Below are 21,485 nucleotides of genomic sequence, written 5' to 3'. Positions count from 1 at the left end.
ACGGACGGCGCACGCGGCCACGCGTCGCACCGTGCTCCGCCGACCCCCGCGCGGGGGTCGGGGCGCTGGGGCGAGGAGGGCGGGCCCTCCCGACGGGCTCCGTCCCCGCGCGGCGGGGGAGCTCCGGCAGAGGTCAGGCGTCGAGTTCGTCCAGCAGTTCGCGCACCCGCTCCGGCTGCTCGTACAGCGACAGGTGCCCCGCGCCCTCGATGGTGTGGACGTCGGCGTCCAGGAACCGGCGGGCCGGTCCGTGCAGGCGCGCGGGCGAGAAGAAGGGGTCGTGCGATCCGGTCGCGACGGCGACCGGGGTGCCGGACCAGGCGCGGAAGTGCTCCGCCGGCAACGGGCTGGGAGTGGACCCCGCGCGGCAGTACCGGGCCACCAGGGTCAGCCACTCGGCCTCGGCCCGGTGCTTCTCGCACTCGGTGGCGGGGCCGCTGAGGAACTCCACCAGGCGTCCGCTGGTCTGCTCGTTGGGGTGGATCATCCACGGCAGGGTGGCGCGCATCGACTCGGAGCTGACCCCGGCCGCGGTCAGTCCGGCCGGGTTGAGCAGCAGGATCCCGGCGACCAGCGGGGAGGGCGTGGAGGCGAGCGCGATGGCGGCGCCGCGCGAGTGCCCCAGCACGAGGACGGGCCGGTCGGTGATCTGGGGCAGGAGCTCGTCGAGCCACGCGCCGTAGGTCTCGACCCTGGCTCCGCCGACCCTCTGGCTACAGCTCAGGCCCGGCTGTCCGGGCAGGTCGACCAGCAGTACCGGCCGGTCCGCGGACAGCGCCCGGGCCGCGGGCACCGTGGCGGCCGCGTTGAAGTTGGTGCCCGAGAGCACCAGCACCGGGGTTCCGGGGCCGCCCGCGGAGCGGAAGGCCTGCGTACTGCCCAGACGGGTCTCCACGGGCGGGAGGGGTCCGAGTTCGGGCCACTGGCTCAGGGCTTTGTGGCACCACGCGTGCACGGAGCGCTCGGCGTTGTCGGAGCGGTAGACGCGTGCGGTGCGGTGCGGGACGACGGTCATGATCTGCTTCGCCTAAGAGGAGACTGGACGCCGTCCTTGCTTGTCGGCGCGCCAAGAGAGGACTGTACGCCTCCGTTCGGCACCACGCCACTCGGGGGCGCCGGGAGTGTCCGAACAGACACGCGAAAGAGATCCGTGCCCGACACGAGGTGTCCTCTGTTGAGTTCTTCGCCCTGGTGTGAGGGTGTTCGTCCGCCTGTTCCCGGCACCGCCAGGCCCCGGTCCTCCGCCCCCGCGGGGTGTTCCCGGGCCGGCGTCCGGCCCGGGAACACGGCGGTCAGCCGACCGTGGCGGGGTCCGAGCCGATCCGGCCGCCCCGGTCGAGCGCCGAGACCCGGTCCATGTCCTCGGCGGACAGCTCGAAGCCGAACACGTCGAAGTTCTCCCGGATCCGGGACGGGGTCACGGACTTGGGGATCACGACGTTGCCCAGCTGGAGGTGCCAGCGCAGCACGATCTGCGCCGCGGACCTGCCGTGCTTCTCGCCGAGGGCGGCCAGCTCCGGGTCCTCCAGCAGCCCCTTGCCCTGGCCCAGCGGGCTCCAGGCCTCGGTGAGGAGGCCGTGGCGGGCGTTGACGGCCCGCATGGCCTCCTGCGAGAAGTGGGGGTGCAGCTCGATCTGGTTGAGGACCGGGACGACCTCGGTCTCCGCGACCAGGCGGTCCAGGGTCTGCTCGGTGAAGTTGGACACGCCGATGGACCTGGCGCGGCCCTCGGAGTGGATGCGCTCCAGCGCCTTCCAGGACTCGACGTAGGCGTCCTGCCTGGGGCAGGGCCAGTGGATCAGGTACAGGTCGACGTAGTCCAGGCCGAGGCGGTCCAGGCTGGCGTCGAAGGCCTTGAGCGCGCTGTCGTAGCCCTGCTCGTCGTTCCACAGCTTGGTGGTGACGAACAGCTCCTCGCGGGCGAGGCCCGACTCGGCCAGGGCCCGGCCCGTGCCCCGCTCGTTGTCGTAGATCCTGGCCGTGTCGATGCTGCGGTACCCGGTCTCCAGGGCGGTCGCGACGGCGGCCTGGGCCTCGTCGTCGGGGACCTGCCAGACGCCGAACCCGAGTTGGGGCATGGTGAGGCCGTTGTTCAGCGTGACGTGCTGCATGAGCGCCCTTCCGTCGTGGCGGACTCGTCGGTGTTCGTGGGGGTGCTCCCCCATGGTGACGACCTGGAGTGCACTCCAGGCAAGTGGTTCAGGGTGTGAGGTGGACCAGCATCTTGCCGGTGTTGGCGCCCCGCATCATGCCGAGGAAGGCCCGCACGGCGTTGTCGATGCCGTCGACGACGGTCTGCTCGCTGCGCAGCCTGCCGTCGACGATCCACTCGGAGGCGCGCTCGGCGTACTCCTTCATCAGGTGGCCGTGGTCTCCGGCGATGAACCCGCGCAGGGTGAGGCGCTTGCCGACGGCCAGGAAGAGGTTGTCGGGACCGGGCGCGGGCTCGGTGGCGTTGTACTGGGAGATCGCGCCGCACAGGGCGATCCGGCCGTGGTTGCGCATCGCGGCGATGGCGGCCCTCAGGTGGTCGCCGCCGACGTTGTCGAAGTAGACGTCGATCCCCTCGGGAGCGGCCTCGGCGAGCTGCTCCTCCAGACGGCCCTCGCGGTAGTCGATGGCGGCGTCGAAGCCGAAGTCCTCCAGGAGGCGGCGCTTCTTCTCCGGGCCGCCCGCGGACCCGACCACCCGGGAGGCGCCCAGCTGGCGGGCGATCTGGCCGGCGGCGGATCCGACCGCTCCCGCGGCTCCGGAGACGAACACCACGTCGCCCTCGCGCACCGGGGCGACCTCGGTCAGGCCCGCGTAGGCGGTGAGGCCGACCATGCCCAGTACGCCGAGGTAGGCCTCGACGGGCGCCAGCGAGGCGTCCACCGCGCGCACGGACTCCGCGGGCAGCAGCGCGTACTCGCGCCATCCGGCCGCGTGCAGGACGGTCGTGCCCACGGGGACGTCGTCGCTGCCCGAGGCGGTGACCACGCCCACCGCGCCCCCGTCCATCGGCTCACCGAGCCGGAACGGGGGGACGTAGGACTTGACGTCGTTCATGCGGCCCCGCATGTACGGGTCCACGGACATCCAGTCGTTGCGTACCAGGACCTGCCCGGGACCGGGGTCGGCGACGGTGGTCTCCACGAGGGAGAAGTCGGTGGGCTCGGGCTCGCCGACGGGACGGGCCACCAAGTGGACCTCCCTGCTGGTGACGGACATGACGCGACCTCCGTGACTTCGCTGGGTGTTGACGCGGTGACCCGCGGACCGAACAGACACTAGTCCGAGCAGCTATTCACCCACCAATAAAATCGGCGAAGTGAGCTATAGGAATGTCAATGGTTCGGGCACGGCGGCCGACCCGCGGTCCGGCGGACCGCTCGATCTCCAGCAGTTGAGGACCTTCCTGGCGGTGCACCGGTCGGGGTCCTTCACCGCCGCCGCGCAGCTGCTGCGGCTGTCGCAGCCCACGGTCACCACCCAGATCCGTTCCCTGGAACGACGGCTCGGACACCCCCTCTTCGAGCGGCTGCCCCGCGGGGTGGCCCCGACAGCCGAGGCCAACGACCTGGTCGCGCGCGTGGCCGAGCCCCTGGACGCGCTGGAGGTGGTGGCCGGGCGCGACGGGGGCGGCGCGTCCGCGTCGCCCGCGCCGCTGCGCGTGGCGGGTCCCGCCGAGGCGCTGCACGCGCTGGTGCTGCCCGCGCTCGCGCCCCTGGTGGAGGACGGTGTACGGCTGCGCGTGCGCACCGGTCCGGCTGAGGAACTGCTGGAGGAGCTGCGCCGGGACAGGCACGATCTGGTGGTGTCCGCGGTCCGCCCGCGCGGGCGGACCCTGGTCGCCGAACCCCTCGTGGACGAGGAGTCCGTGCTGGTGGCGTCGCCGTCCTGGGCGGACCGGATCGGCCGCGACCGGCTTCGCCGCCAGGGCGCCTCCGCGCTGTGCGCGGTCCCGCTGGTGGCCTACGACGACGAACTGCCGGGCCTGCGCCGCTACTGGCGGCACGTGTTCGGGGTGCGGCTGACGTGTGCCCCCGCGGTCACCGTGCCCGACCTGCGCGGGGTGATGTCGGCCGTCACCGCGGGGGCGGGGGTGACGGTGCTGCCCCGCCACCTGTGCCGGGAGGCGCTGGCCGGGGGGCGTCTGGTGGCGCTGCTGGACCCGGAGGAGCCGCCGGTCACCACGCTGTACCTGGTGCGGCGTCCGGGGGTCGCGGACAACCCGCGTCTGGAGGAGGTGTACCGGCACCTGGTGTCGGCCGCCCGCGCCTGCTGAGGGGGGAGGACTGCGATGGAACGGATGCGGGTGCAGGGAAGCGGCACGGAACCGGCGGACGGCGGGGCCTCCATGGCCCGGCGCCGCTCCTCCGCGGTCACCGTCGTGGTCGCGCTGGCCGCCGCGGGGCTCGCGGTGTTCGCCCTGCTGCGGGTCCTCGGCCTGGAACGGGGGTGGCCCCTGGTGCCCGCCCTGGCCTTCACCCCCTACGTGCTGGCCGCCGCACCGCTGGCGGCGGCGGTGGCCGGACTGCTGCGGCGCTGGATGTCCATGGCGGTCCTGACCGCGGTGACGCTGGCGCTGGCCGCCGTGGTCGTGCCCCGCGCGGTACCGTTCGGCGTGACCTCGGCGGGCGGTCCGGCCGTGCGGGTCATGACCCTGAACATGCTCGGCGGCGGCGCCGACGTGGCGGAGGTGGTGTCGCTGGTGCGCGACCGGGAGGTGGACGTGCTCACCCTCCAGGAGGTCACCCCCGACCTGGTGCGCGAGCTGTCCGCCGCCGGACTGGACGGCCTCCTGCCGCACGCGGTCGACCGCTCCGACCCCAGGGGCGCGCACGGAAGCACCATCCACTCGGCCTTCCCCCTCACCGACACCGGCGGCGGGGAGGCGGGCCACGACGCCTTCGCGATGCCGACCGCCGTCGTGAGGCTGCCCGAGGACGGCGACGGGGACGGGGAGAAGGACGTCCTGGAGGTGACGTCGGTGCACGTCCCGCCCCCGCTGACCCCCGCGCACACCGGCTCCTGGCACGGGGAGCTGGAGGGCCTGGCCGAGGCGGGCGACCCGGACAGGATGCGGGTCCTGGCCGGGGACTTCAACGCCACGCTCGACCACGCGGCGATGCGCGAGGTCCTGGACGCCGGGTACCTGAGTTCGGCAGCGGTCCTGGGCGAGGGGCTGGAGCCCACCTGGCCGGTGGGGCGCGCCGTCCCGGGCGTCGCCATCGACCACGTCCTGGTGCACCCCCGGATGGGCGTCGACCGCCTGGAGGTCGTGGAGGTGACCGGCACCGACCACAGGGCGGTGTTCGTGGAGGTGTCCCTGCCCTCGCCCCGGTAGGCGTTCCGGAGAGGAGGGCGCGGGGGTGCCTGACCCGTCCTTGGCCCTCACACCGGTGGCACGGTCTACCGTCGTTCCATGAGCGAGCTGACCGAACCGATCACGGGAACCCCCCTCCAGGTGGTCCTGCCCGACGAGTCCGCGGAGATGTCCCCGGGAACCCTCGTCGAACTGGGCGTTCGCGCCGAGGAGCTGGGCGTGGACGCGGTGTGGCTGCCGGACCACCTGCTGCCGCCCGCCCCGTACGGCCGGACGTTCGGCGGCGTGTACGAGCCTCTGGTGACCCTGGCCCACCTGGCGGCCCGGACCCGGCGGATCCGGCTGGGCACGTCGGTGCTGGTGGCGCCGATGCGCGACCCGTTCGTCCTGGCGAAGCAGGTGGCGACCCTGGACGCCCTGTCCGGGGGGCGCTTCGTCCTGGGTGTGGGAACCGGCTGGTCGCGCGAGGAGTTCGAGGCCGTGGGGTCGGACTTCGCCACGCGGGGCGCCCGGACGGACGAGGCGCTGCGGCTGCTGCGGCACCTGTTCGAGGGCGAGGGGCCGTTCGAGGGACGATTCCACTCCTATGAGCGCGGGGTGTTCGCGCCCCGTCCGACGCGCCGTGTGCCCGTGATGGTGGGCGGCACGTCCGACCGGGCGCTGCGGCGGGCCGCCGAGTGGGCCGACGCGTGGCAGGGCGTGGGGCTGGACGCGGCGGGGTTCGTGGAGGCCCGGAACCGGCTGCGGGAACTGACTCCGCGGCCGGTGCGCGCGAGCACGCGGATCGCCTGGCCCGGGGGTGAGGAGGAGTTCGAACGCGCCGTCGGGCTGTTCCGGGAGCTGACCGCCGCCGGGGCGGACGCGGTGGCGGTGTGGTTCGGCGGCGCGGAGGGCTTCGGTGACCGGATGGAGCGGTTCGCGGCGGCGCTGCGCTGACCGGTGGCATCGCGCTGACCGGTGGCGCTGAACCGGCCGGCGGGGCCGGTCCGGCTCCGGACCGGTGGCGCGCTCCTACTTCTGCGCGCCGAAGAGCCCCCGGCCGCCGTACTTCTTGTGGATGGCCTGCTTGGACACGCCGAGCACCTCGGCGATCTCGGCCCAGGTGGAGCCCCGGTTGCGGGCGCGGCGGACGAGGACGGCCTCGACCCGTTCCATCTCCCTGCGCAGCCGGACGGTGGCGTCCAGACCCACCAGCGGGTCGTCGGCTCCGGTGGTGCGGGCGAGCGCGGTCAGCTGTTCGGCGTCCATGGGTCAACTGTAATTGACATGCCGGTGGTGTCACACCCGCTGCCGGGCACGTGTCCGGCAGGGGTGCCGTCGCCGACCCGGCGATCTCGGATGGCACTCTGGAGTGCCCGACGAGGACCGGACGAGGGAGTGACGTGGGCGGCTACGACGAGGCGACCGTGCTGTTCGACCTGGACGGCGTGCTGGTGGACTCCACCGCGAGCATCCGCGCGGGACTGACCGCGTGGGCCGTGGAACGCGGTCTGGACGTCGGCGCGGTGCTCGAAGACCACCACGGGCGGACCGACGTGGACCTGGTCCGCCTCTTCGCCCCGCACCTGGACCCGCTGACCGAGGCGTCCCGGATCGAGGCCCACGAGGCCGCGGCCGGGGACGGCGTCCGGGTCGTGCCCGGCGCGCGCGAACTCCTGGCCGGACTCGACGCGCACGGGCGCCCCTGGGCGATCGTCACGTCCGGGAGCGACCGGATCGCGCGTTCGCGGATCGCGACGGCCGGGCTGCCCCTCCCCCGCGTACTGGTGACCGCCGACCAGGTGGTCGAGGGCAAGCCCCACCCGGCCCCGTACCTGCTGGGCGCCGAGCGCATGGGGGTCGCGCCCGGGCGGTGCGTGGTGGTGGAGGACTCCGTGAGCGGCGTCCGCTCCGGACTGGACGCGGGCATGCCCGTGGTGGCCGTGGCCTCCACGACCGGACCCGACGACCTCGACCACGCGACCACCGTGGTGGCGGACCTCGAAGCCGTGGCCGCGCTGCTGCTCCCGTAGTCCCTGTCCCTGCTTCCGCCCCGGGTCGGGGGCCGTACCGCCCGCGACACGAGGGGGCGCTCCGGGCGGTCGGACCACCGCTCCTTCGGAACCGCTCGGAACCAGGACCCGTCGACCGCGCCCGGCGCCGCCGGAGCGCCTGAGAACGTACGGAGCACCCTTGAACGACGGCGTCACCATCGACCGGGCCCGCGCCGAGGACGTGGCGGCGATCGTCGCCATGCTCGCCGACGACGCGCTGGGCGCCCTGCGGGAGGATCCCGGGGACCCGATCCCCTACCTGGCGGCCTTCCGGGTGATCGACGCCGACCCGCACCAGTTCCTGGCGGTGGCCCGCCGCGACGGCCGGGTGGTGGGAACCCTCCAGCTGACGTTCCTCCCGGGCCTGTCCCACCGGGGCGCCACCCGCGCCCAGGTGGAGGCGGTGCGGGTGCACTCGGGTGAGCGCGGCGGCGGTCTGGGCACCGACCTGCTGGCCTGGGCCGAGGAGGAGGCCCGCCGCCGGGGAGCCGCCATGCTCCAGCTGACCTCGGACGCCTCACGCGGGGACGCACACCGCTTCTACGAGCGGCTGGGGTACACCGCCTCCCACGTCGGTTTCAAGAAGCGGCTCGACTGACCGGACGCGGAACGGCGAACCGGGAACCGAGGGACCCGGAACCGAGGCGCACGGGATCAGCGGGCGCGAAGCGGAGCGGCCGCGCGCCGGACCCCGCGGCCGGGCGGGCACCGGCGCGCGGCTACGGCGTCCGGCGGGCCAGGTGGAGCCGCGTGACGTAGGGGACGCGCACGTTCCCGTCGGGGAAGTGCGCGGCGACGAGCGCCGTGAGGGCCTCCCGGGTGCGCTCCTCGCCGATGTTGCGGACCACGGCGGCCATCCTGCTGGAGGACAGCGCGCTTCCGACGAAGCCCGCCGCGTCGAGTTCGCGCGTCCAGGCGGCGGTGGACTCGGTGGCGTCGACGAGGCCGTCCTGGGCCTCCGCCTCAGCGGCGGTGTCGTAGGCGCGGTAGTCGCGCCGGTAGTCGTCGCCGTACTCCTCCATCAGGCTCTCGTGGGCGTCGACGAACGCGCTGGCGGTCCAGTCGCGGTCGTTGTTGAGGACGGCGACGGTGCCGCCCGGCAGGAGCAGGCGCGCGGCCTCGGCGTAGAAGGCGGGCCGGTCGAACCAGTGGACGGCCTGCGCGGCCAGCACCAGGGAGGCCGACGCGTCGGGGAAGGGAACCCTCTCGGCGCGGCCGTCCACGTACTCGACCCCGTCGGGCTCCTCGGCGGCGGTGGCGCGCATGGAGTGCCCCGGCTCGACGCCGACCACACGGGGGCCCGGGCCGAAGACGTGGCGCAGGGCGCGGGTGGATATGCCCGTTCCCGCGCCGACGTCGAGCAGGAGCCGGGGTTCGGGCCAGGAACTCCGCGCACCGGCGAGGACGTGGGCGCGCAGTCGGTCGAGCAGGGGCCGGGGGTATCCCGGCCGGAAACGGCGGTAGTCCTCGCTGAGCTGATCGAACGCCTGGGTCCTGTCGTTCATCGCGTCCCCTTCTCCCGTGCCCTGGTCTCCGGGCCCCGGGAACACGAACCTAACCGAAGGGGGCTCGGGGCGGCGTCAGGCCTCGTGCGGTACGCGTTCCGCCCTCATCGCCCGGTAGGCGGACGGGCTCGCGCCCGTGTGGTTCTTGAAGGCGGAGCTGAACGCGAACGCGCTCCCGTAGCCCACCCGGGCGGCCACGGCCTCCAGGCCCAGCCCCGGGCGCGCGGTGAGCAGGTCGCAGGCCACCGTCAGCCGCCAGGTGCGCAGGTAGGTCATCGGCGGGGTGCCCACGGCCCGCTGGAAGCGCGCGGCCAGAGTGGCGCGGGAGACCGCGCACTCCCCCGCCAGGGCCTCCAGGGTCCAGGGCTCGGCGACGCGCTCGTGGACCAGCTCCAGCGCCCGCGCGACGACGGGGTCGCTGCGGGCGGTGAGCCAGTTGGGCGCGCTGTCGGGGTTGTCCTCCAGCCAGGCGCGCACCGCCATCACCAGCAGGCAGTCCAGGAGCCGGTCGTTGAGGCTGGTCTGGGCGACGTGGCCGGTGGTGATCTCGCGGGCGAGCAGCTCCACCAGCGCGGGGTCGACCCGGCCCTCGGGGAGCACCGCCAGCGACGGCAGCGCGGCCAGGGCGAGGCGGCCGACCTCGCTGTCGTCCAGGTAGGCGCCCACGACCATGGTGTCGGTGCCGTCGGGGTCGTTTCCCCAGGTGCCGACGCCGTGGCTCATGGACACGTGGACCTCCGCGCCGTCGCGGGCCACGCACCGCCCACCCGGCAGGGCGGTGACCGTGGGTTCCCAGCCGGGGCTGTCGGCGATCACGTAGGGCTCCGGGCCCCGCACGAGCACCAGGTCGCCGGGACCGGCCTCGACCTCCTTCCCGCACGCCGCCACCCAGGCGTGTCCGGAGGTGACCACGACCAGGGTGAGGGCGGCCTCGTCGCGGATGTCGATGCCCCAGGGCGGGCTCATGACGGTGCGCAGGGTGAAGGCGCCGCGCGCGCGTGGCCCGTCCAGGAGGTGCACGAGGGGGTCCATGGCCTCACCCTAGTGACGCGCACGGGAGGGCCGCCTCCCGCCGGACACGCGGATCCCCTCTGGGGCGGTGCCGACCGCTCTCCCGGACAGGTCCGCTCCGGAGCCGTTCGGGCGGGCCCGCTCCGCAGCCGCACGAACCGACCCCGCTCCGCAGCCCCGGGCCGTTCCGGGCCGCAGGGCGGGGAAGGAGGGGGCCGGAGCGGGAGCAGGGGCAGGGGCGAAGTCCGGGAACGACGAAAACCACGCCGGATTCAGACGAACGCTTATGCACACCAGCTTTCTGACTATGTTCCGTCCGAGCCCGAGTTGATGGACTGGGGACATGACCACAGAACACGTCCTCGTCACCGGCGGCACCGGCATGACCGGCCGCCGCGTCACCCGCCTGCTGCGCGAGCGCGGCACCGACGTCCGGGTCGGCTCACGCTCCGGCGAACCCCGCTTCGACTGGCACGAACCCGCCACCTGGGACGCCGTCCTGGAGGGGGCCACCTCCGTCTACCTGTGCTACCACCCCGACCTGGCCTTTCCCGGAGCCAGCGAGACCGTCGCCGCCTTCGCCTCCCGCGCCGCCCGGAACGGCGTACGGCGCGCGGTGCTGCTGTCCGGCCGCGGCGAGGAGGGGGCCGAGCGCGCGGAGCACGCCGTGCGCGCGGTGTTCCCCGGCCTGACCGTGCTGCGCTGCTCGGTCTTCGCGCAGGACTTCTCCGAGAGCTTCCTGCTCGGGCCGGTCCTGGAGGGCACCGTGGCCCTGCCCGTGCCGGACGTGTCCGAGCCCTTCGTCGACCTCGACGACGTCGCCGAGATCGCGGCCCGGGCGCTGACGGAGGACGGGCACGGCGGTGAGCTGTACGAGCTGACCGGCCCCCGGTCCCTGACGTTCACCGAGGCCACCCGCCTGATCGGTGAGGCCGCCGGGTATCCCGTCGCCTGCCGCTGTGTCCCACCGCAGGACTTCGTCGCCGGGGCGGTCGCCGCGGGGCTGCCCGCGGAGGTGGCCCACGGTCTGACCGAGCTGTTCGGCGAGATCCTGGACGGCCGCAACGCCGAACCCGCCGACGGGGTGGAGAAGGCGCTGGGCCGCCCGGCCGCGGACTTCACCGGGTACGTCCGCCGGGCTGGGGCCTCCGGGGTCTGGAGGCGCTGAGCGCGGGGACGCTGCATGCGGGGCGCCCAGCGTGGAGCCGCCGGGCGAGCGGGGTGTCGGCCCGGGGCCGCCCCGCGGGGAGCGTCCGCCGGGGCCGTCCACAAGGGCCGTCCGGCAGGACCGGTCCGCGGGAGGTGCCGGGCAGGGGTTGCCCACAGGGGCGGACCCGCTCCGGCGCCTCCCGCGCGCGTCGCGGTCGACTGGAGAACGGGGGTCTCCCCCGCCCCTCCGAGGCCCGCTCCCGTTGTGAGCCCGCCACCGGAACGGTTGCCCTCCGTTACCACCGACCGAACCGCGAACCGGAGTCAACGCAGGTCAGGGCATTCCGCATTCGCAGACGACCCGACCACTCCCACCACACCCCTCACGGGGAGCCACCGAAGCGCGTGAACACCCGCACAGACAAACACCCTCAGTGAACAGAAATCCGGGACCACACCACCGAAAGTGATCAAATGTCAGGTAAACCTTAAGTTTCCCCCTCGTGGGTTGGCCGTTACGCGCCTCTGGCGTGAAGGTTCCTGTGAGCCGCTACACACAGGACCTGGAGGAGAAGGCCATGCCGAGTCCCGGACGCGCCGCCGCCCCCGGGCAGAGTGCCGACAAGGCACCGCCCCGGCGCAGGAAGCCCATCTACCGTCACCTGTACTTCTGGGTGCTCGTCGGTATCGCGCTCGGCATCGCCGTCGGTCTGCTCTTCCCTGCCTGGGCCGCGGACATGCGCTGGCTGGCCGACCTGTTCATCAAGCTCGTCAAGGTGGTCATCGCCCCGACCATCTTCTGCACCGTCGTCGTGGGCATCGCCGGCCTGGGCAACCTGGCCAAGGCCGGCGGGCTGGCCCTGCGCACCCTGGTGTACTTCACCGCGCTGACCGTGGTCGCCCTGGCCATCGGCCTGGTCACCGTCAACATCATGCGCCCGGGTGTGGGCCTGAACGTGTCCTTCGACGAGGCCGACGCCGCGGACACCATCGCCGAGGCCGAGGCGGGCGGAACCGGTTTCTCCGGCTTCATCCTCCACATGATCCCCGACTCGTTCTTCTCCGCCTTCGTGGAGGGCGAGCTGATCCAGGTCCTGGTCCTGGCCATCCTGGTCGCCTGCGCCCTGACCATGCTCGGCAGGCGCGGCGAGCCCGCGGTCCGCGCCCTGGACACGATGTCGCACATCATGTTCGGCGTCATCAGGATCGTCATGTACGCGGCGCCCGTCGGCGCCTTCGGCGGCATGGCCTTCACCATCGGCGAGTACGGCGGCCAGGTGCTGAGCAGCCTCGCCTACTTCATGCTCAGCTTCTACGTCACCTGCGTGCTGTTCGTCGTCGTCGTCCTGGGCGTCGTCAGCCGCCTGGCCGGGTTCAGCCTGTTCCGCATGGTGCGCCTGATCCGCGACGAGCTCCTCATCGTGCTGGGCACCTCCTCCAGCGAGTCGGTGCTGCCGCGCATGATGACCAAGCTGGAGGCCGCGGGCGCCAAGAAGTCCGTGGTGGGCCTGACCATCCCGACCGGGTACTCCTTCAACCTGGACGGCACCGCGATCTACATGACCATGGGCGCCATCTTCATCGCCCAGGCCACCGGCTCGGACATCTCCGTCTGGACCCAGGTCGGGCTCCTGCTGTTCATGCTGCTCTCCAGCAAGGGCGCGGCGGGCGTCAGCGGCGCCGGTCTGGTGACCCTGGCCGCCTCGCTGGCCGCGTTCGGCGACGTGATCCCGCTGGCGGGCATCGCGCTCATCGTCGGCATCGACCGCTTCATGTCCGAGGGCCGCGCCCTGACCAACCTCATCGGCAACGCGGTGGGCACCCTGGTCATCGCCCGCTGGACCGGCGGCCTGGACCGCGAGCGCCTCGCCCACACGCTGAGGAACCCGGACAGCATCGACATGGACGCCCTCATGAGCTACGACAAGCCCGCCGGGGGTTCCGACGGGGGCGGGTCCTCGGACCCCTCCGGCACGGCCGGGGACGCCGACGCGAACGCCGAGGCCGTCAGGACGGCCGACGCCTCCGGTGACGAAGGCGGGGACCGGCGCACCCCCGTGGGCGCACCGCGCGGCTGACCACGCACCGCGGCGCCAGACCGCGGTCAACGGCTCGCCTCGGTCGGCGGACGGTCCACTCCGCCGTCCGCGGCACGAGCCCCCGGGTCGACCGCGGCTCCAGACCGCGGGCCGGACACTCCCAGCCCGTCCCCCGGCCCGCGCCCGGTGTCCGTACGCTCCCGTCCCTCGTACGGGCACCGGCTCCCACCGCCCCGGACGGACCGCCAGGTCCGCCCGGGGCGGCCCGCGTCCGGGTTCAGCAGTCCGCGAGCCGCCGGGAGAGGGCTCCGCGGCGGCGCTGGAGTTCGTCGGTACGGGAGCCGAGCGCGGCGAGCTCCGCGCGGATGGTGGTGACCAGGTCCGGGCACAGGTCCGTGCCGATCGGCCCGTCCGCCTCGCCGCGGGCGCAGGGCGGCGCGAAGGCGGGTCAGCGAAGGCAGGCGCGGTCCGGATCACCCCGTCCGGGCCACCCGCCGCAGGTAGCGCACCCAGTTCGCCGCGACGCCGCCGACCAGGGCCGGGCACGCCGCGAGGAGGAACGAGGACAGGATCCACTCCCGGGAGCCGTCCGGGCCGTAGACGCGGTTGGAGGCCCCGGCGTCCACGGCCGGGATCCGCGCTCCCTCCTGGCAGGTGTCGCGCCCGGCCGCGTGCAGGTAGACCCCGCGCGGCTCCCCTCCCCCGTCACCGGTGAAGGTGCCGTTGCAGGTGCACGACTCGTGCCCGGGGTGCTGGACGCAGGTGATGCTCGACACGGTGAACACGCCCGGTGCGCCCTCGCCGCGCGCCGCGCGCAGCCCCTGCTCCAGCCCGGCGAACCCCACGTAGGCCGCCAGGGCGGCGAGGACCACCAGCACGGCGGAGAACCCTGGTGACGGGCGCCCGGCCCCGCGGGCCGTACCGGAGCCGGCTCCCGCACGGGCGCCCGCGGGGTGCTCGGCGCCGTCCCGGACACCGCTGTCCCCCGTCTCGCTCACGCCCCCTCCCGCCCGTCGGCACGGGCCCCTCCGGGCCCCTCGTCCGCGAGGCGGGACACCTCCGTGCCGCGCGGCACCCCGAAGGCCAGCATCGCGGCGGCACCGCACAGGGCGGCGGCCATCAGCCACACCGGCCCGTAGCTTCCGCCCACGTCACGGACGAAACCGCCGAAGACCGCCATGGCCCCCGCCCCGACCTGGTGGACGGCGTTGACCCACCCGAAGACGATGGCCCCGTCGGCGCCGAAGAGCCGTCGGCACAGCAGGATGGTCGGGGGCACCGTCGCGACGTCGAGCAGGCCGAACACCACGACGAAGGCCACCATCGCCGCCCCGGTGTCCGGACCGAACAGCGCGGGCAGCGCGGCCAGGAGCACGCCCCGCCCCGCGTAGTAGGCGACCAGGAGCAGGCGCGGGTCCACCCGGTCGGTGAGCCATCCGGACAGGATCGTCCCCACCAGGGAGAAGACACCGATCGTCGACACCAGCGCAGCTGCGGCCGTGACGGCCATCCCGTGGTCCTGGGCGGCGGGCACGAAATGGGTCCACATGATGCCGTTGGTGGTCGCGCCGCACACCGCGAACGTTCCGCCCAGGAGCCAGAACCGGCGGCTGCGCACCGAGGAGAACAGGACCTCCACGGTCCGGCGCGCCGCGCCCCGGTCCGCCCGGGGCCTGTCCACGAAGACCGCGGAACCGTAGGGGCGCTGCCCCAGGTCGGCGGGGTGGTCGCGGAGCACCAGGGCGATGAGGACGATCATCACGCCCGCCGTCAGCGCCAGGGTCACGACGGCCGGACGCCATCCCTGGTTGTCGACGATCCATGCCAGTGCGGGCAGGAACACCAGCTGGCCGAAGGCACTGGCCCCGGTCAGGGCGCCGATGACCAGCCCACGGCGTTCGACGAACCAGTTGTCGGCCACGGTGGCGGCGAACGTCATCGCCAGTGACCCGGTGCCCGCGCCGATGAGCAGCCCCCAGTAGAGGGTCAGCTGCCAGGCGGTGGTCATGACAAGGGTCAGTCCGGCCCCCGTCACGACGGCCCCCAGGGCCGCCAGGGCGGTGCGGCGGACACCGAACCGGTCCATCAGCGCCGCGGCGAACGGGGCGGTCAGGCCGTAGACGAGCATGTTGACCGAGGCCGCCGTACCGATCGCCCCGCGGGACCACCCGTACTCGGTGTGCAGGGGTTCGGTCAGGATTCCGGGCATCGCGGCGAAGGCCGCCGCGGCCACGATGGTCAGGCACGCGACGATGGCGACCGGCCACGCGCGGTGGAACCGGGTGCGTGCGGGTTTGTGCGCGGAAGCGGTGTTCTCGGCCATGGCCCCAGCCTCCTTCGCGGTCCCCCTCCCCGACAGTGTCCTGAAAGCCAACATGCGCAAGAATCGGGCCATGAGGATTTTCTCGCGGTCCGGCCGCCACCGCGTGGCCGTCCTCGTCCGGCACGGCCTGCTGCCCATCGAGTCGGGCATCGTCCACCGCCTGTTCGGCCAGGCCCGGGGCGCGGACGGGGAGCCGCTCTACGAGGTCGTCACCTGCACGCTGGAACCGGGGGAGGTCAGCACCGACACCGACTTCACGATCAACGTGGCCCACGGCCCGGAGGCCCTCGACGAGGCCGACACGGTGGTCCTGCCCGCCGCCGACGAGGACTACGGCGAACGCCCGCACGCCCCCCTCGCACCGGCTCTGGCCGCGGCCGTCGCGCGCATCCCGCCGACCACGCGCGTGGCCTCGATCTGCACCGGCGCGTTCGTGCTCGCCGCGGCGGGGCTCCTGGACGGGTGCCGCGTGACCACCCACTGGAAGTCCGCGGGCTACTTCCGCGCCATGTACCCCGGCATCGACCTGGACCCGGACGTGCTGTACACCGACAACGGGCGCGTGCTGACCGCCGCCGGGGTCGCCTCGGGCATCGACCTGGGCCTGCACATGATCCGCGCCGACCACGGCGCCGCCGTGGCCAACGAGGTGGCGCGCAGCACCGTCGTCCCGCCCCACCGCGACGGCGGCCAGGCCCAGTACATCCGCCGTCCCGTGCCCGCGCCGGAGCGTGCCGCGACGGGTCGGGCGCGCGCCTGGGCCCTGGAGCACCTCCACCTCCAGCCGAGCCTGCGGGAGATGGCCCTCCAGGAGGCCGTGAGCGTGCGTACCCTCACCCGGCGGTTCCGCGAGGAGGTGGGGCTCTCACCCGGCCAGTGGGTCGCCCGGCAGCGTCTGGACCGGGCCCGGCAACTGCTGGAGGAGTCGGACCTGCCGGTGGACGTGGTCGCGCACGAGGCGGGTTTCGGCACGGCGGCGTCACTGCGCCAGCACATGCACGCCGAGCTGGGAGTGTCCCCCAGCGCCTACCGGCGCACCTTCCGCGGCACACCGGACGCGGCCTGAACCTGCCCGGGGTCCGGGGGCCCCGGCCGGCGCCTCGGGCGGCGGGCTCCCCGACGGGGACGGCCCCGCCGGGGTGGTCGGTGCGGTGCGCGTCCGGAGCGGTTCCGGCCAGCACCGGGGCGCGGGACGGAGCGCGGGGAGAGCGGGCCACGGGCGCGGGACCGCCCGTGGCGGCGCGGTCCGCGGCGTGAGGGGGCCCGGAACGGGTAACGGGGAACCGTGGGTCTTCGCCCACGCCCACCCCCACCCCCCCGGGAGGCCCCGTGAAGCTCTACGCCGAGTACCCCGTGCGCGCGTTCCTCCAGTTCGCCTCCGACCTGCTCGCCGCCGTCTGGGCGTACGCGTGGGTCAGCGCGGCGCTGTCGCTGCGCGAGACCCTCATGGCCCTCAACCGCCCCGGCGAACTCATGGTGAGCACGGGCGAGGGCTTCAGTGAGCACATGGAAGCCGCGGCCGAACAGGCCCGGCGGGTGCCCCTGGCCGGGGAGGCCCTGGCCACACCGTTCACCGACATGAGCGAGACCGGTGGGTCCCTCACCGCAGCCGGGGTCTCCTTCCAGGAGACGGTGGCCTCGCTCGCGACGGCCCTGCCGCTGCTGACCGCCGTGCTTCCGCTGCTGCTGCTCGCCTCCACCTGGTTGCCCATGCGCGCCCGGTGGGTGCGCCGCGCCAGCGCCGCCAAGCGGCTGCGCGGGCTCGCGCCCGAGGCGCGGTCCCGGCTGCTGGCCCTGCGCGCCCTGACCTCGGCTTCCCCGTCCCGGCTGGCCGGTACGCACGAGGACCCGGCGGGCGCCTGGCACTCCGGCGACCGGGGAACCGTGGAGGCGCTGGCCGCGTTGGAGCTGCACCGCCTGGGCCTGCGCCGGGTCTGAGGCCCCGCCCGGACCCGTGCCGAAGCGCGCGTCCCGGGGCGCGGTCCGGAGTGGCCCGATCCGGCCGCTCCGGACCGCGCGAACGTCGGTGTCGCTTCCTAGGCTGGGAGGCCACGCCCCCGACCCCCCGGAGACCGCATGCACCTGTCAGCGCTGTTGGACTTCGACACCGTCCCCCGGGACACCGACGACGCCGTGTCCGCCCTGGTCGACATCACCGCCCCCGAACGCGAGGAGGACACCGAGCGGCCGCCCGCCACCCTCCAGGTCGTGCTGGACCGCAGCGGGTCCATGGGCGGAGGGCGCCTGGACGGCGCGGTGCGCGCCCTGCTCTCGCTGGTGGAGCGGCTCGCCCCCTCCGACAACTTCGGGCTCGTGTCCTTCAACAGCCAGGCCCGCGTCGAGGTGCCCTGCGGACCGCTGGAGGACAAGGCGCGGGTGCGCCGCCTGATCTCCGGGCTGCACGCATCGGGTGGCACCGACCTGTCCAGCGGGCTGATGCGCGGCGTACAGGAGGCCCGCCGCGCCGGAGCCGACCGGGGCGCCACCCTGCTGCTGATCTCCGACGGACACGCCAACCAGGGCGTCACCGACCACGACCTGCTCCGGCAGGTGGCGGCCGACGCCTACTCCCACGGGGTGACCACCACGACCCTGGGGTACGGCCTGGGCTACGACGAGGCACTGCTCGGCGCGGTGGCCGACGGCGGCGCGGGCAGCGCCCTGTTCGCCGAGGACCCCGACACCGCGGGCGGCCTCATCTCCCAGGAGGCCGAGTACCTGCTGGCCAAGACCGCGCAGGCCGTGTCGCTGCGGGTTCCGCCCGGCCCGCTCCTGCGCGCCGTGTCCGTGGTGGGCGAGATGCCCTCCCACCAGCTCGCGGACGGGTCGGTGGTGGTCGAACTGGGCGACTTCCACTCCGGGGAGCGGCGCCGCCTGCTGCTGCGCCTGGAGGTCTCCGGGTTGTCCGCGCCGGGCGCCGTCACCACGCTGGAGGTCACCTACGCCGACCCGGTCACGCTGGCCAGCCGCACCGTGTCCCTGCCCGTCGAACTCGGCGTGGTCGCGGAGGACGCGGCCGAAGAGCGGGTGCCCCGGCCGGAGGTGCGCGCCGAGGAGGTCCTGCAGCGGGCGCAGACCGCCAAGAGGAAGGCCAGCGAGGCCATGCGACGGGGCGACCGCTCCGGCGCCGCGGGCCTGCTGGAGGACGCGCGGACGGACCTGGCCGACCACATGCCGCCGGTGGCGCCCGCCGGTGCCGCCCCGTACGGGGCGCGGGCGGCGGCTCCGCCCCCGGAGGTGCGCGCGCAGATGGAGGAGCTGCGGCATATGGCGGGGATGGCCCGGACCGGCGACGCCTCCCGGGTCTCCAAGTCGCTGTACGCGAGCCAGTCGGGTTACTCGCGCAAGAGCGGACGTCAGCGGCCGGGAGCCGCGCAGGACGGCCGACACCGGGCCGACGGGGCCGGGAACCGGACCGGGGAGGACGGGGACCGGTCCGGAGACGGTGGACGCGCGGACCGGGACGGGGACCGCGATTCCGGTCAGGGCTCCGGTCGCGGTGGCCGCGGGCGCCTCATCCGGGGTCAGCAGACCGACGGCGGACGCCCCGCCCCCGACCGGGACGCGCCCCCGCGGGAGTCCTGAGGCGGCTCCGGGCGGAGCGCCCTGACCAGGATGTTGTGCGCGGCGGCGGCCGCGACCGGGGCGGCGCCCGACAGGCGGACGCCCCGGGGAGGCACTGCCTCTCCGGGGCGTACGGGTGCCGTCGCGCGGGGCGTCGGCCGCGACGCGGCTAGCGCTCGGCGTCGGCCAGCGCGGTGCGCACCGCGCCCGGGAGCTTCTGCTCCAGGAAGCGGGCCATGTCCTCCTCCTGGTGGAGGATGGCGGTCAGCTTGAGGGCGATCTGCTCCTCGCCGAGCGCGCGGGCGCCCTCGATCAGCGCCCGGTAGGAGGCGATCTCGAAGTGCTCGGCGGCGTAGTCGGAGAGGGCGTTCTTGACCATGGTGTCGCCCGCGGGCCTGTTCGCGATGCCCTGCACGGAACCCATCATCCCGGCCAGGGCGCTCTTGACCTTGGACACGCTGCCGCCCAGGGACTCGATACATCCCCTGACCGTCTCGGCCTGCTCGCGCGTCTCCTCGATGTGCCGCGTGATGCGGGCGTGGACCTCGGGGTCCTTCTCCGCGTCCTTGGCGTGGCTCTCCAGCGTCTCCTCGAGGGACTTCTCCATCGAGTAGGCGTCGTTGAGCCAGGCAATCAGCTGCTCGCGGCTGTTCACAGCGTTTCCCTTCGTTCGTCGTGGTCGCTCGGCCCTGGGCCCGCGACTACCCCCGGGGATTCGGCGACAAACGTCAGGGCACCTGGTACGAGGAGTCGCGCACGTCGGTGATGGCCATGTGTCCGGGGGCGTGCCCGATGGCGAACTCCGGGGCGGAGGCGGTCACCGCCGCCTGCGGGGTGACACCGCACGCCCAGAAGACCGGGACCTCGCCGGGGCGCACCTCCACCGCGTCGCCGTAGTCGGGCCGGTCCAGGTCCTCGATGCCCAGCGCGGCGGGGTCGCCCACGTGCACCGGGGCTCCGTGGACCGCCGGGTAGCGCGAGGTGATGCGCACCGCGTCGGCCACCCTGTCGGCGGGGATCGGCCGCATGGAGACCACGAGCGGACCGCTGAACCGGCCCGCGGGGCGGCACGGCCGGTTGGTGGCGTACATGGCCACGTTGCTGCCCGCCTCGATGTGGCGGACCGGCACACCGGCCTCCAGCAGGGGCGTCTCGAAGGTGAAGCTGCACCCGATGAGGAAGGCCACCAGGTCGTCGCGCCACAGGTCGGTGACGTCGGTGCGCTCCTCGACCATCCTCCCGTCGCGGTAGACCCGGTAGGCGGGCAGGTCCGTGCGCAGGTCGCCGTCGAGGACGGAGGCGCTCACCTGGCCCGGCTCGGTGACGTCCAGGACCGGGCAGGACTTGGGGTTGCGCTGGGCGAACAGCAGGAAGTCGAAGGCCGCCTCGCGGGGCAGCGCGATGAGGTTGGCCTGCGCGTAGCCCGCGCTGTAGCCGGAGGTCGGAACGCGCAGGCCGTCGCGGAACAGCGCTCGGGCCTGGGACGGGGAGAGGTCGGCCGGAGAGGTCATCGGTTCTGCCTTTCGTTCCGGGTGGGGCGGACCGGCGGTGTTCCCGCGGCTGCCGAGAGGGTGAAGCGCAGGCGGGTCCCGGGGCGCGCCTGGGCGGCCCTGGGCAGGTCCGCCGAACACACGACGGCCACCACCGGGTAGCCGCCGGTCACGGGGTGGTCGGCCAGGAACAGCACGGGCTCTCCTCCCGGCGGCACCTGGAGCGACCCCGCGACCATGCCCTCGCTGGGCAGTTCGCCGGAGCGGGCGCGTTCCAGGACGGGGCCGGACAGGCGGGCGCCGACCCTGTCGCTGCGCGGGGTGACCTCGTACGCGGACGACAGCAGTGTCCGGACGGCCTCGTCGGTGAACCAGTCCTCGCGCGGGCCGAGGACCACCCGCAGGACCTCCTCGGAACCGCCGACGGGCGGAGCGGGGGCGTGGTCCACGTTCGGGAGGTCCGCGGGCGCGGGACCGACCGGGAGCAGCGCCCCGGACACGGGCGGCTCGGGTCCCAGGCCGGCCAGGACGTCGGTGCTGCGCGAGCCCAGGACCGGCGGGACGTCCACCCCGCCGCGGACGCCCAGGTAGGAGCGGAGTCCGCGGTCGGGCACGCCCATGGCCAACTCCGCCCCGTCGGGCAGGTGCAGCACCGTGTTGACGGCGGCGCCCCGCCCGTCCACCCGCAGCGGGGCCTCGGCCCCGGTGACGGCGACGGTCACCGGCCCGCGGGCCCGCACGCGCAGCCCGCCCAGGGTGACCTCCAGGACGGCGGATCCCGGGGGGTTGGCGAGCAGGCGGTTGGCCAGGGCGTAGGAGTCGGCGTCGGCCGCGCCGGAGCGGCCCACGCCCAGGTCGGCGTGGCCGAAGCGGCCCGCGTCCTGGACCGTGGTCATGGGTCCGGTGGCCACGACCTCCAGGGCCGAACGCCCCCTCCCGGAGGCCGGAGCGTGCGCCGCGCTCCCCTTCCCCGGCTCCGACGCCGTTCCCCGACCCGCCACCGCGCTCCTTCCCCGTTCCCGTTCCGGCTCCCGTTCCCGGGCCGGCCCCGTCCGGGCCCGTC

General features: G+C 74.3%; 21 protein-coding genes. 10 read left to right on the top strand and 11 right to left on the bottom strand.

What is annotated here, in order from left to right:
- Nucleotides 1–133 precede the first annotated feature (133 nt).
- From HGB44_RS04650 to HGB44_RS04640, 3 genes are all read right to left on the bottom strand, one after another.
- Nucleotides 134–1,015 carry an alpha/beta fold hydrolase gene (locus HGB44_RS04650; RefSeq protein WP_061082067.1) on the bottom strand — a complete coding sequence of 294 codons (882 nt, stop codon included), beginning with the start codon at nt 1,013–1,015 and terminating at the stop codon, nt 134–136.
- A 277-nt stretch (nt 1,016–1,292) separates the two neighbouring features.
- Nucleotides 1,293–2,111: an aldo/keto reductase gene (locus HGB44_RS04645; RefSeq protein ID WP_061082066.1), complete on the bottom strand. Its 819-nt coding sequence runs from the start codon at nt 2,109–2,111 to the stop codon at nt 1,293–1,295.
- A gap of 88 nt (nt 2,112–2,199) precedes the next feature.
- Nucleotides 2,200–3,210 (bottom strand): NADP-dependent oxidoreductase, encoded by a 1,011-nt coding sequence (locus tag HGB44_RS04640; RefSeq protein WP_061082065.1) that lies wholly within the window; start codon nt 3,208–3,210, stop codon nt 2,200–2,202.
- Between the two features lie 100 nt (nt 3,211–3,310).
- On the opposite strand from HGB44_RS04640, the gene HGB44_RS04635 reads away from it, so the two are divergent.
- The 3 genes from HGB44_RS04635 to HGB44_RS04625 all read left to right on the top strand — a co-directional run bounded on the left by HGB44_RS04635 (nt 3,311) and on the right by HGB44_RS04625 (nt 6,244).
- Nucleotides 3,311–4,267, top strand: coding sequence for a LysR family transcriptional regulator (locus tag HGB44_RS04635; protein ID WP_269458481.1), 957 nt, complete (start codon nt 3,311–3,313; stop codon nt 4,265–4,267).
- A gap of 15 nt (nt 4,268–4,282) precedes the next feature.
- Nucleotides 4,283–5,329 (top strand): endonuclease/exonuclease/phosphatase family protein, encoded by a 1,047-nt coding sequence (locus tag HGB44_RS04630; protein ID WP_061082063.1) that lies wholly within the window; start codon nt 4,283–4,285, stop codon nt 5,327–5,329.
- Between the two features lie 78 nt (nt 5,330–5,407).
- A complete protein-coding gene (locus tag HGB44_RS04625; RefSeq protein WP_061082062.1) occupies nt 5,408–6,244 on the top strand; it encodes a TIGR03619 family F420-dependent LLM class oxidoreductase in 837 nt (278 codons plus the stop codon).
- A 75-nt stretch (nt 6,245–6,319) separates the two neighbouring features.
- Here HGB44_RS04625 and HGB44_RS04620 read toward each other — a convergent pair whose 3' ends face one another.
- Nucleotides 6,320–6,556 carry a hypothetical protein gene (locus tag HGB44_RS04620; protein WP_061082061.1) on the bottom strand — a complete coding sequence of 79 codons (237 nt, stop codon included), beginning with the start codon at nt 6,554–6,556 and terminating at the stop codon, nt 6,320–6,322.
- Nucleotides 6,557–6,690: 134 nt separating this feature from the next.
- On the opposite strand from HGB44_RS04620, the gene HGB44_RS04615 reads away from it, so the two are divergent.
- Nucleotides 6,691–7,320, top strand: coding sequence for an HAD-IA family hydrolase (locus HGB44_RS04615; protein WP_168443947.1), 630 nt, complete (start codon nt 6,691–6,693; stop codon nt 7,318–7,320).
- Between the two features lie 160 nt (nt 7,321–7,480).
- Nucleotides 7,481–7,939, top strand: a complete 459-nt coding sequence (locus tag HGB44_RS04610; protein WP_061079828.1) for a GNAT family N-acetyltransferase — start codon at nt 7,481–7,483, stop codon at nt 7,937–7,939.
- 121 nt (nt 7,940–8,060) lie between these two features.
- Here HGB44_RS04610 and HGB44_RS04605 read toward each other — a convergent pair whose 3' ends face one another.
- Nucleotides 8,061–8,846: a class I SAM-dependent methyltransferase gene (locus HGB44_RS04605; RefSeq protein WP_061079829.1), complete on the bottom strand. Its 786-nt coding sequence runs from the start codon at nt 8,844–8,846 to the stop codon at nt 8,061–8,063.
- A gap of 75 nt (nt 8,847–8,921) precedes the next feature.
- A complete protein-coding gene (locus HGB44_RS04600; RefSeq protein WP_061079830.1) occupies nt 8,922–9,878 on the bottom strand; it encodes an AraC family transcriptional regulator in 957 nt (318 codons plus the stop codon).
- 322 nt (nt 9,879–10,200) lie between these two features.
- Between HGB44_RS04600 and HGB44_RS04595 the strand changes: the two genes are divergently transcribed.
- Both HGB44_RS04595 and dctA read left to right on the top strand, forming a co-directional pair.
- Nucleotides 10,201–11,025 carry an SDR family oxidoreductase gene (locus HGB44_RS04595; protein ID WP_061079831.1) on the top strand — a complete coding sequence of 275 codons (825 nt, stop codon included), beginning with the start codon at nt 10,201–10,203 and terminating at the stop codon, nt 11,023–11,025.
- A gap of 523 nt (nt 11,026–11,548) precedes the next feature.
- A complete protein-coding gene (gene dctA / locus HGB44_RS04590) occupies nt 11,549–13,084 on the top strand; it encodes a C4-dicarboxylate transporter DctA (protein ID WP_231972371.1) in 1,536 nt (511 codons plus the stop codon).
- Nucleotides 13,085–13,518: 434 nt separating this feature from the next.
- On the opposite strand, the gene HGB44_RS04585 is transcribed toward dctA, so the two are convergent.
- Both HGB44_RS04585 and HGB44_RS04580 read right to left on the bottom strand, forming a co-directional pair.
- Entirely contained in the window at nt 13,519–14,043 is a 525-nt protein-coding gene (locus HGB44_RS04585) for a hypothetical protein (RefSeq protein WP_061079832.1), read from the bottom strand.
- Nucleotides 14,040–15,368, bottom strand: a complete 1,329-nt coding sequence (locus HGB44_RS04580) for an MFS transporter (protein ID WP_061079833.1) — start codon at nt 15,366–15,368, stop codon at nt 14,040–14,042. Before HGB44_RS04580 ends, HGB44_RS04585 begins: the two co-directional genes overlap by 4 nt.
- Before the next feature lie 70 nt (nt 15,369–15,438).
- Here HGB44_RS04580 and HGB44_RS04575 point away from each other — a divergent pair, with 70 nt between their 5' ends.
- The 3 genes from HGB44_RS04575 (at nt 15,439) to HGB44_RS04565 (ending at nt 18,953) form a co-directional block, all read left to right on the top strand.
- The gene (locus HGB44_RS04575) at nt 15,439–16,434 is read left to right on the top strand and encodes a GlxA family transcriptional regulator (RefSeq protein WP_061079834.1); all 996 of its coding nucleotides are present in this window, start codon (nt 15,439–15,441) and stop codon (nt 16,432–16,434) included.
- A gap of 263 nt (nt 16,435–16,697) precedes the next feature.
- Nucleotides 16,698–17,306: a hypothetical protein gene (locus HGB44_RS04570; RefSeq protein WP_061079835.1), complete on the top strand. Its 609-nt coding sequence runs from the start codon at nt 16,698–16,700 to the stop codon at nt 17,304–17,306.
- A 138-nt stretch (nt 17,307–17,444) separates the two neighbouring features.
- On the top strand, nt 17,445–18,953 hold the full coding sequence (locus tag HGB44_RS04565; protein WP_061079836.1) for a VWA domain-containing protein: 1,509 nt from the start codon (nt 17,445–17,447) through the stop codon (nt 18,951–18,953).
- A gap of 148 nt (nt 18,954–19,101) precedes the next feature.
- Here HGB44_RS04565 and HGB44_RS04560 read toward each other — a convergent pair whose 3' ends face one another.
- The 3 genes from HGB44_RS04560 to HGB44_RS04550 all read right to left on the bottom strand — a co-directional run bounded on the left by HGB44_RS04560 (nt 19,102) and on the right by HGB44_RS04550 (nt 21,423).
- Entirely contained in the window at nt 19,102–19,587 is a 486-nt protein-coding gene (locus HGB44_RS04560) for a ferritin-like domain-containing protein (RefSeq protein ID WP_061079837.1), read from the bottom strand.
- Between the two features lie 73 nt (nt 19,588–19,660).
- Nucleotides 19,661–20,443, bottom strand: a complete 783-nt coding sequence (locus HGB44_RS04555; protein ID WP_061079838.1) for a putative hydro-lyase — start codon at nt 20,441–20,443, stop codon at nt 19,661–19,663.
- Complete coding sequence (locus HGB44_RS04550) at nt 20,440–21,423, bottom strand: 5-oxoprolinase subunit C family protein (protein ID WP_061079839.1); 984 nt, start codon at nt 21,421–21,423, stop codon at nt 20,440–20,442. The genes HGB44_RS04555 and HGB44_RS04550 overlap by 4 nt, the downstream gene beginning before the upstream one ends.
- Nucleotides 21,424–21,485: the final 62 nt, after the last annotated feature.

Source organism: Nocardiopsis alborubida (assembly GCF_012396365.1).
Taxonomy (GTDB): domain Bacteria; phylum Actinomycetota; class Actinomycetes; order Streptosporangiales; family Streptosporangiaceae; genus Nocardiopsis; species Nocardiopsis alborubida.
The sequence above is the reverse complement of the archived record's forward strand: the minus strand, read 5'-3'. Positions and strand labels throughout refer to the sequence as shown.

Coding starts and splice junctions, on each gene's coding strand:
- HGB44_RS04575 (WP_061079834.1), top strand. CDS start 15,439: ATGAGGATTTTCTCGCGGTCCGGCCGCCACCGCGTGGCCGTCCTCGTC.
- HGB44_RS04595 (WP_061079831.1), top strand. CDS start 10,201: ATGACCACAGAACACGTCCTCGTCACCGGCGGCACCGGCATGACCGGC.
- HGB44_RS04630 (WP_061082063.1), top strand. CDS start 4,283: ATGGAACGGATGCGGGTGCAGGGAAGCGGCACGGAACCGGCGGACGGC.
- HGB44_RS04605 (WP_061079829.1), bottom strand. CDS start 8,846: ATGAACGACAGGACCCAGGCGTTCGATCAGCTCAGCGAGGACTACCGC.
- HGB44_RS04620 (WP_061082061.1), bottom strand. CDS start 6,556: ATGGACGCCGAACAGCTGACCGCGCTCGCCCGCACCACCGGAGCCGAC.
- HGB44_RS04645 (WP_061082066.1), bottom strand. CDS start 2,111: ATGCAGCACGTCACGCTGAACAACGGCCTCACCATGCCCCAACTCGGG.
- HGB44_RS04650 (WP_061082067.1), bottom strand. CDS start 1,015: ATGACCGTCGTCCCGCACCGCACCGCACGCGTCTACCGCTCCGACAAC.
- HGB44_RS04600 (WP_061079830.1), bottom strand. CDS start 9,878: ATGGACCCCCTCGTGCACCTCCTGGACGGGCCACGCGCGCGCGGCGCC.
- HGB44_RS04565 (WP_061079836.1), top strand. CDS start 17,445: ATGCACCTGTCAGCGCTGTTGGACTTCGACACCGTCCCCCGGGACACC.
- HGB44_RS04640 (WP_061082065.1), bottom strand. CDS start 3,210: ATGTCCGTCACCAGCAGGGAGGTCCACTTGGTGGCCCGTCCCGTCGGC.
- HGB44_RS04625 (WP_061082062.1), top strand. CDS start 5,408: ATGAGCGAGCTGACCGAACCGATCACGGGAACCCCCCTCCAGGTGGTC.
- HGB44_RS04555 (WP_061079838.1), bottom strand. CDS start 20,443: ATGACCTCTCCGGCCGACCTCTCCCCGTCCCAGGCCCGAGCGCTGTTC.
- HGB44_RS04580 (WP_061079833.1), bottom strand. CDS start 15,368: ATGGCCGAGAACACCGCTTCCGCGCACAAACCCGCACGCACCCGGTTC.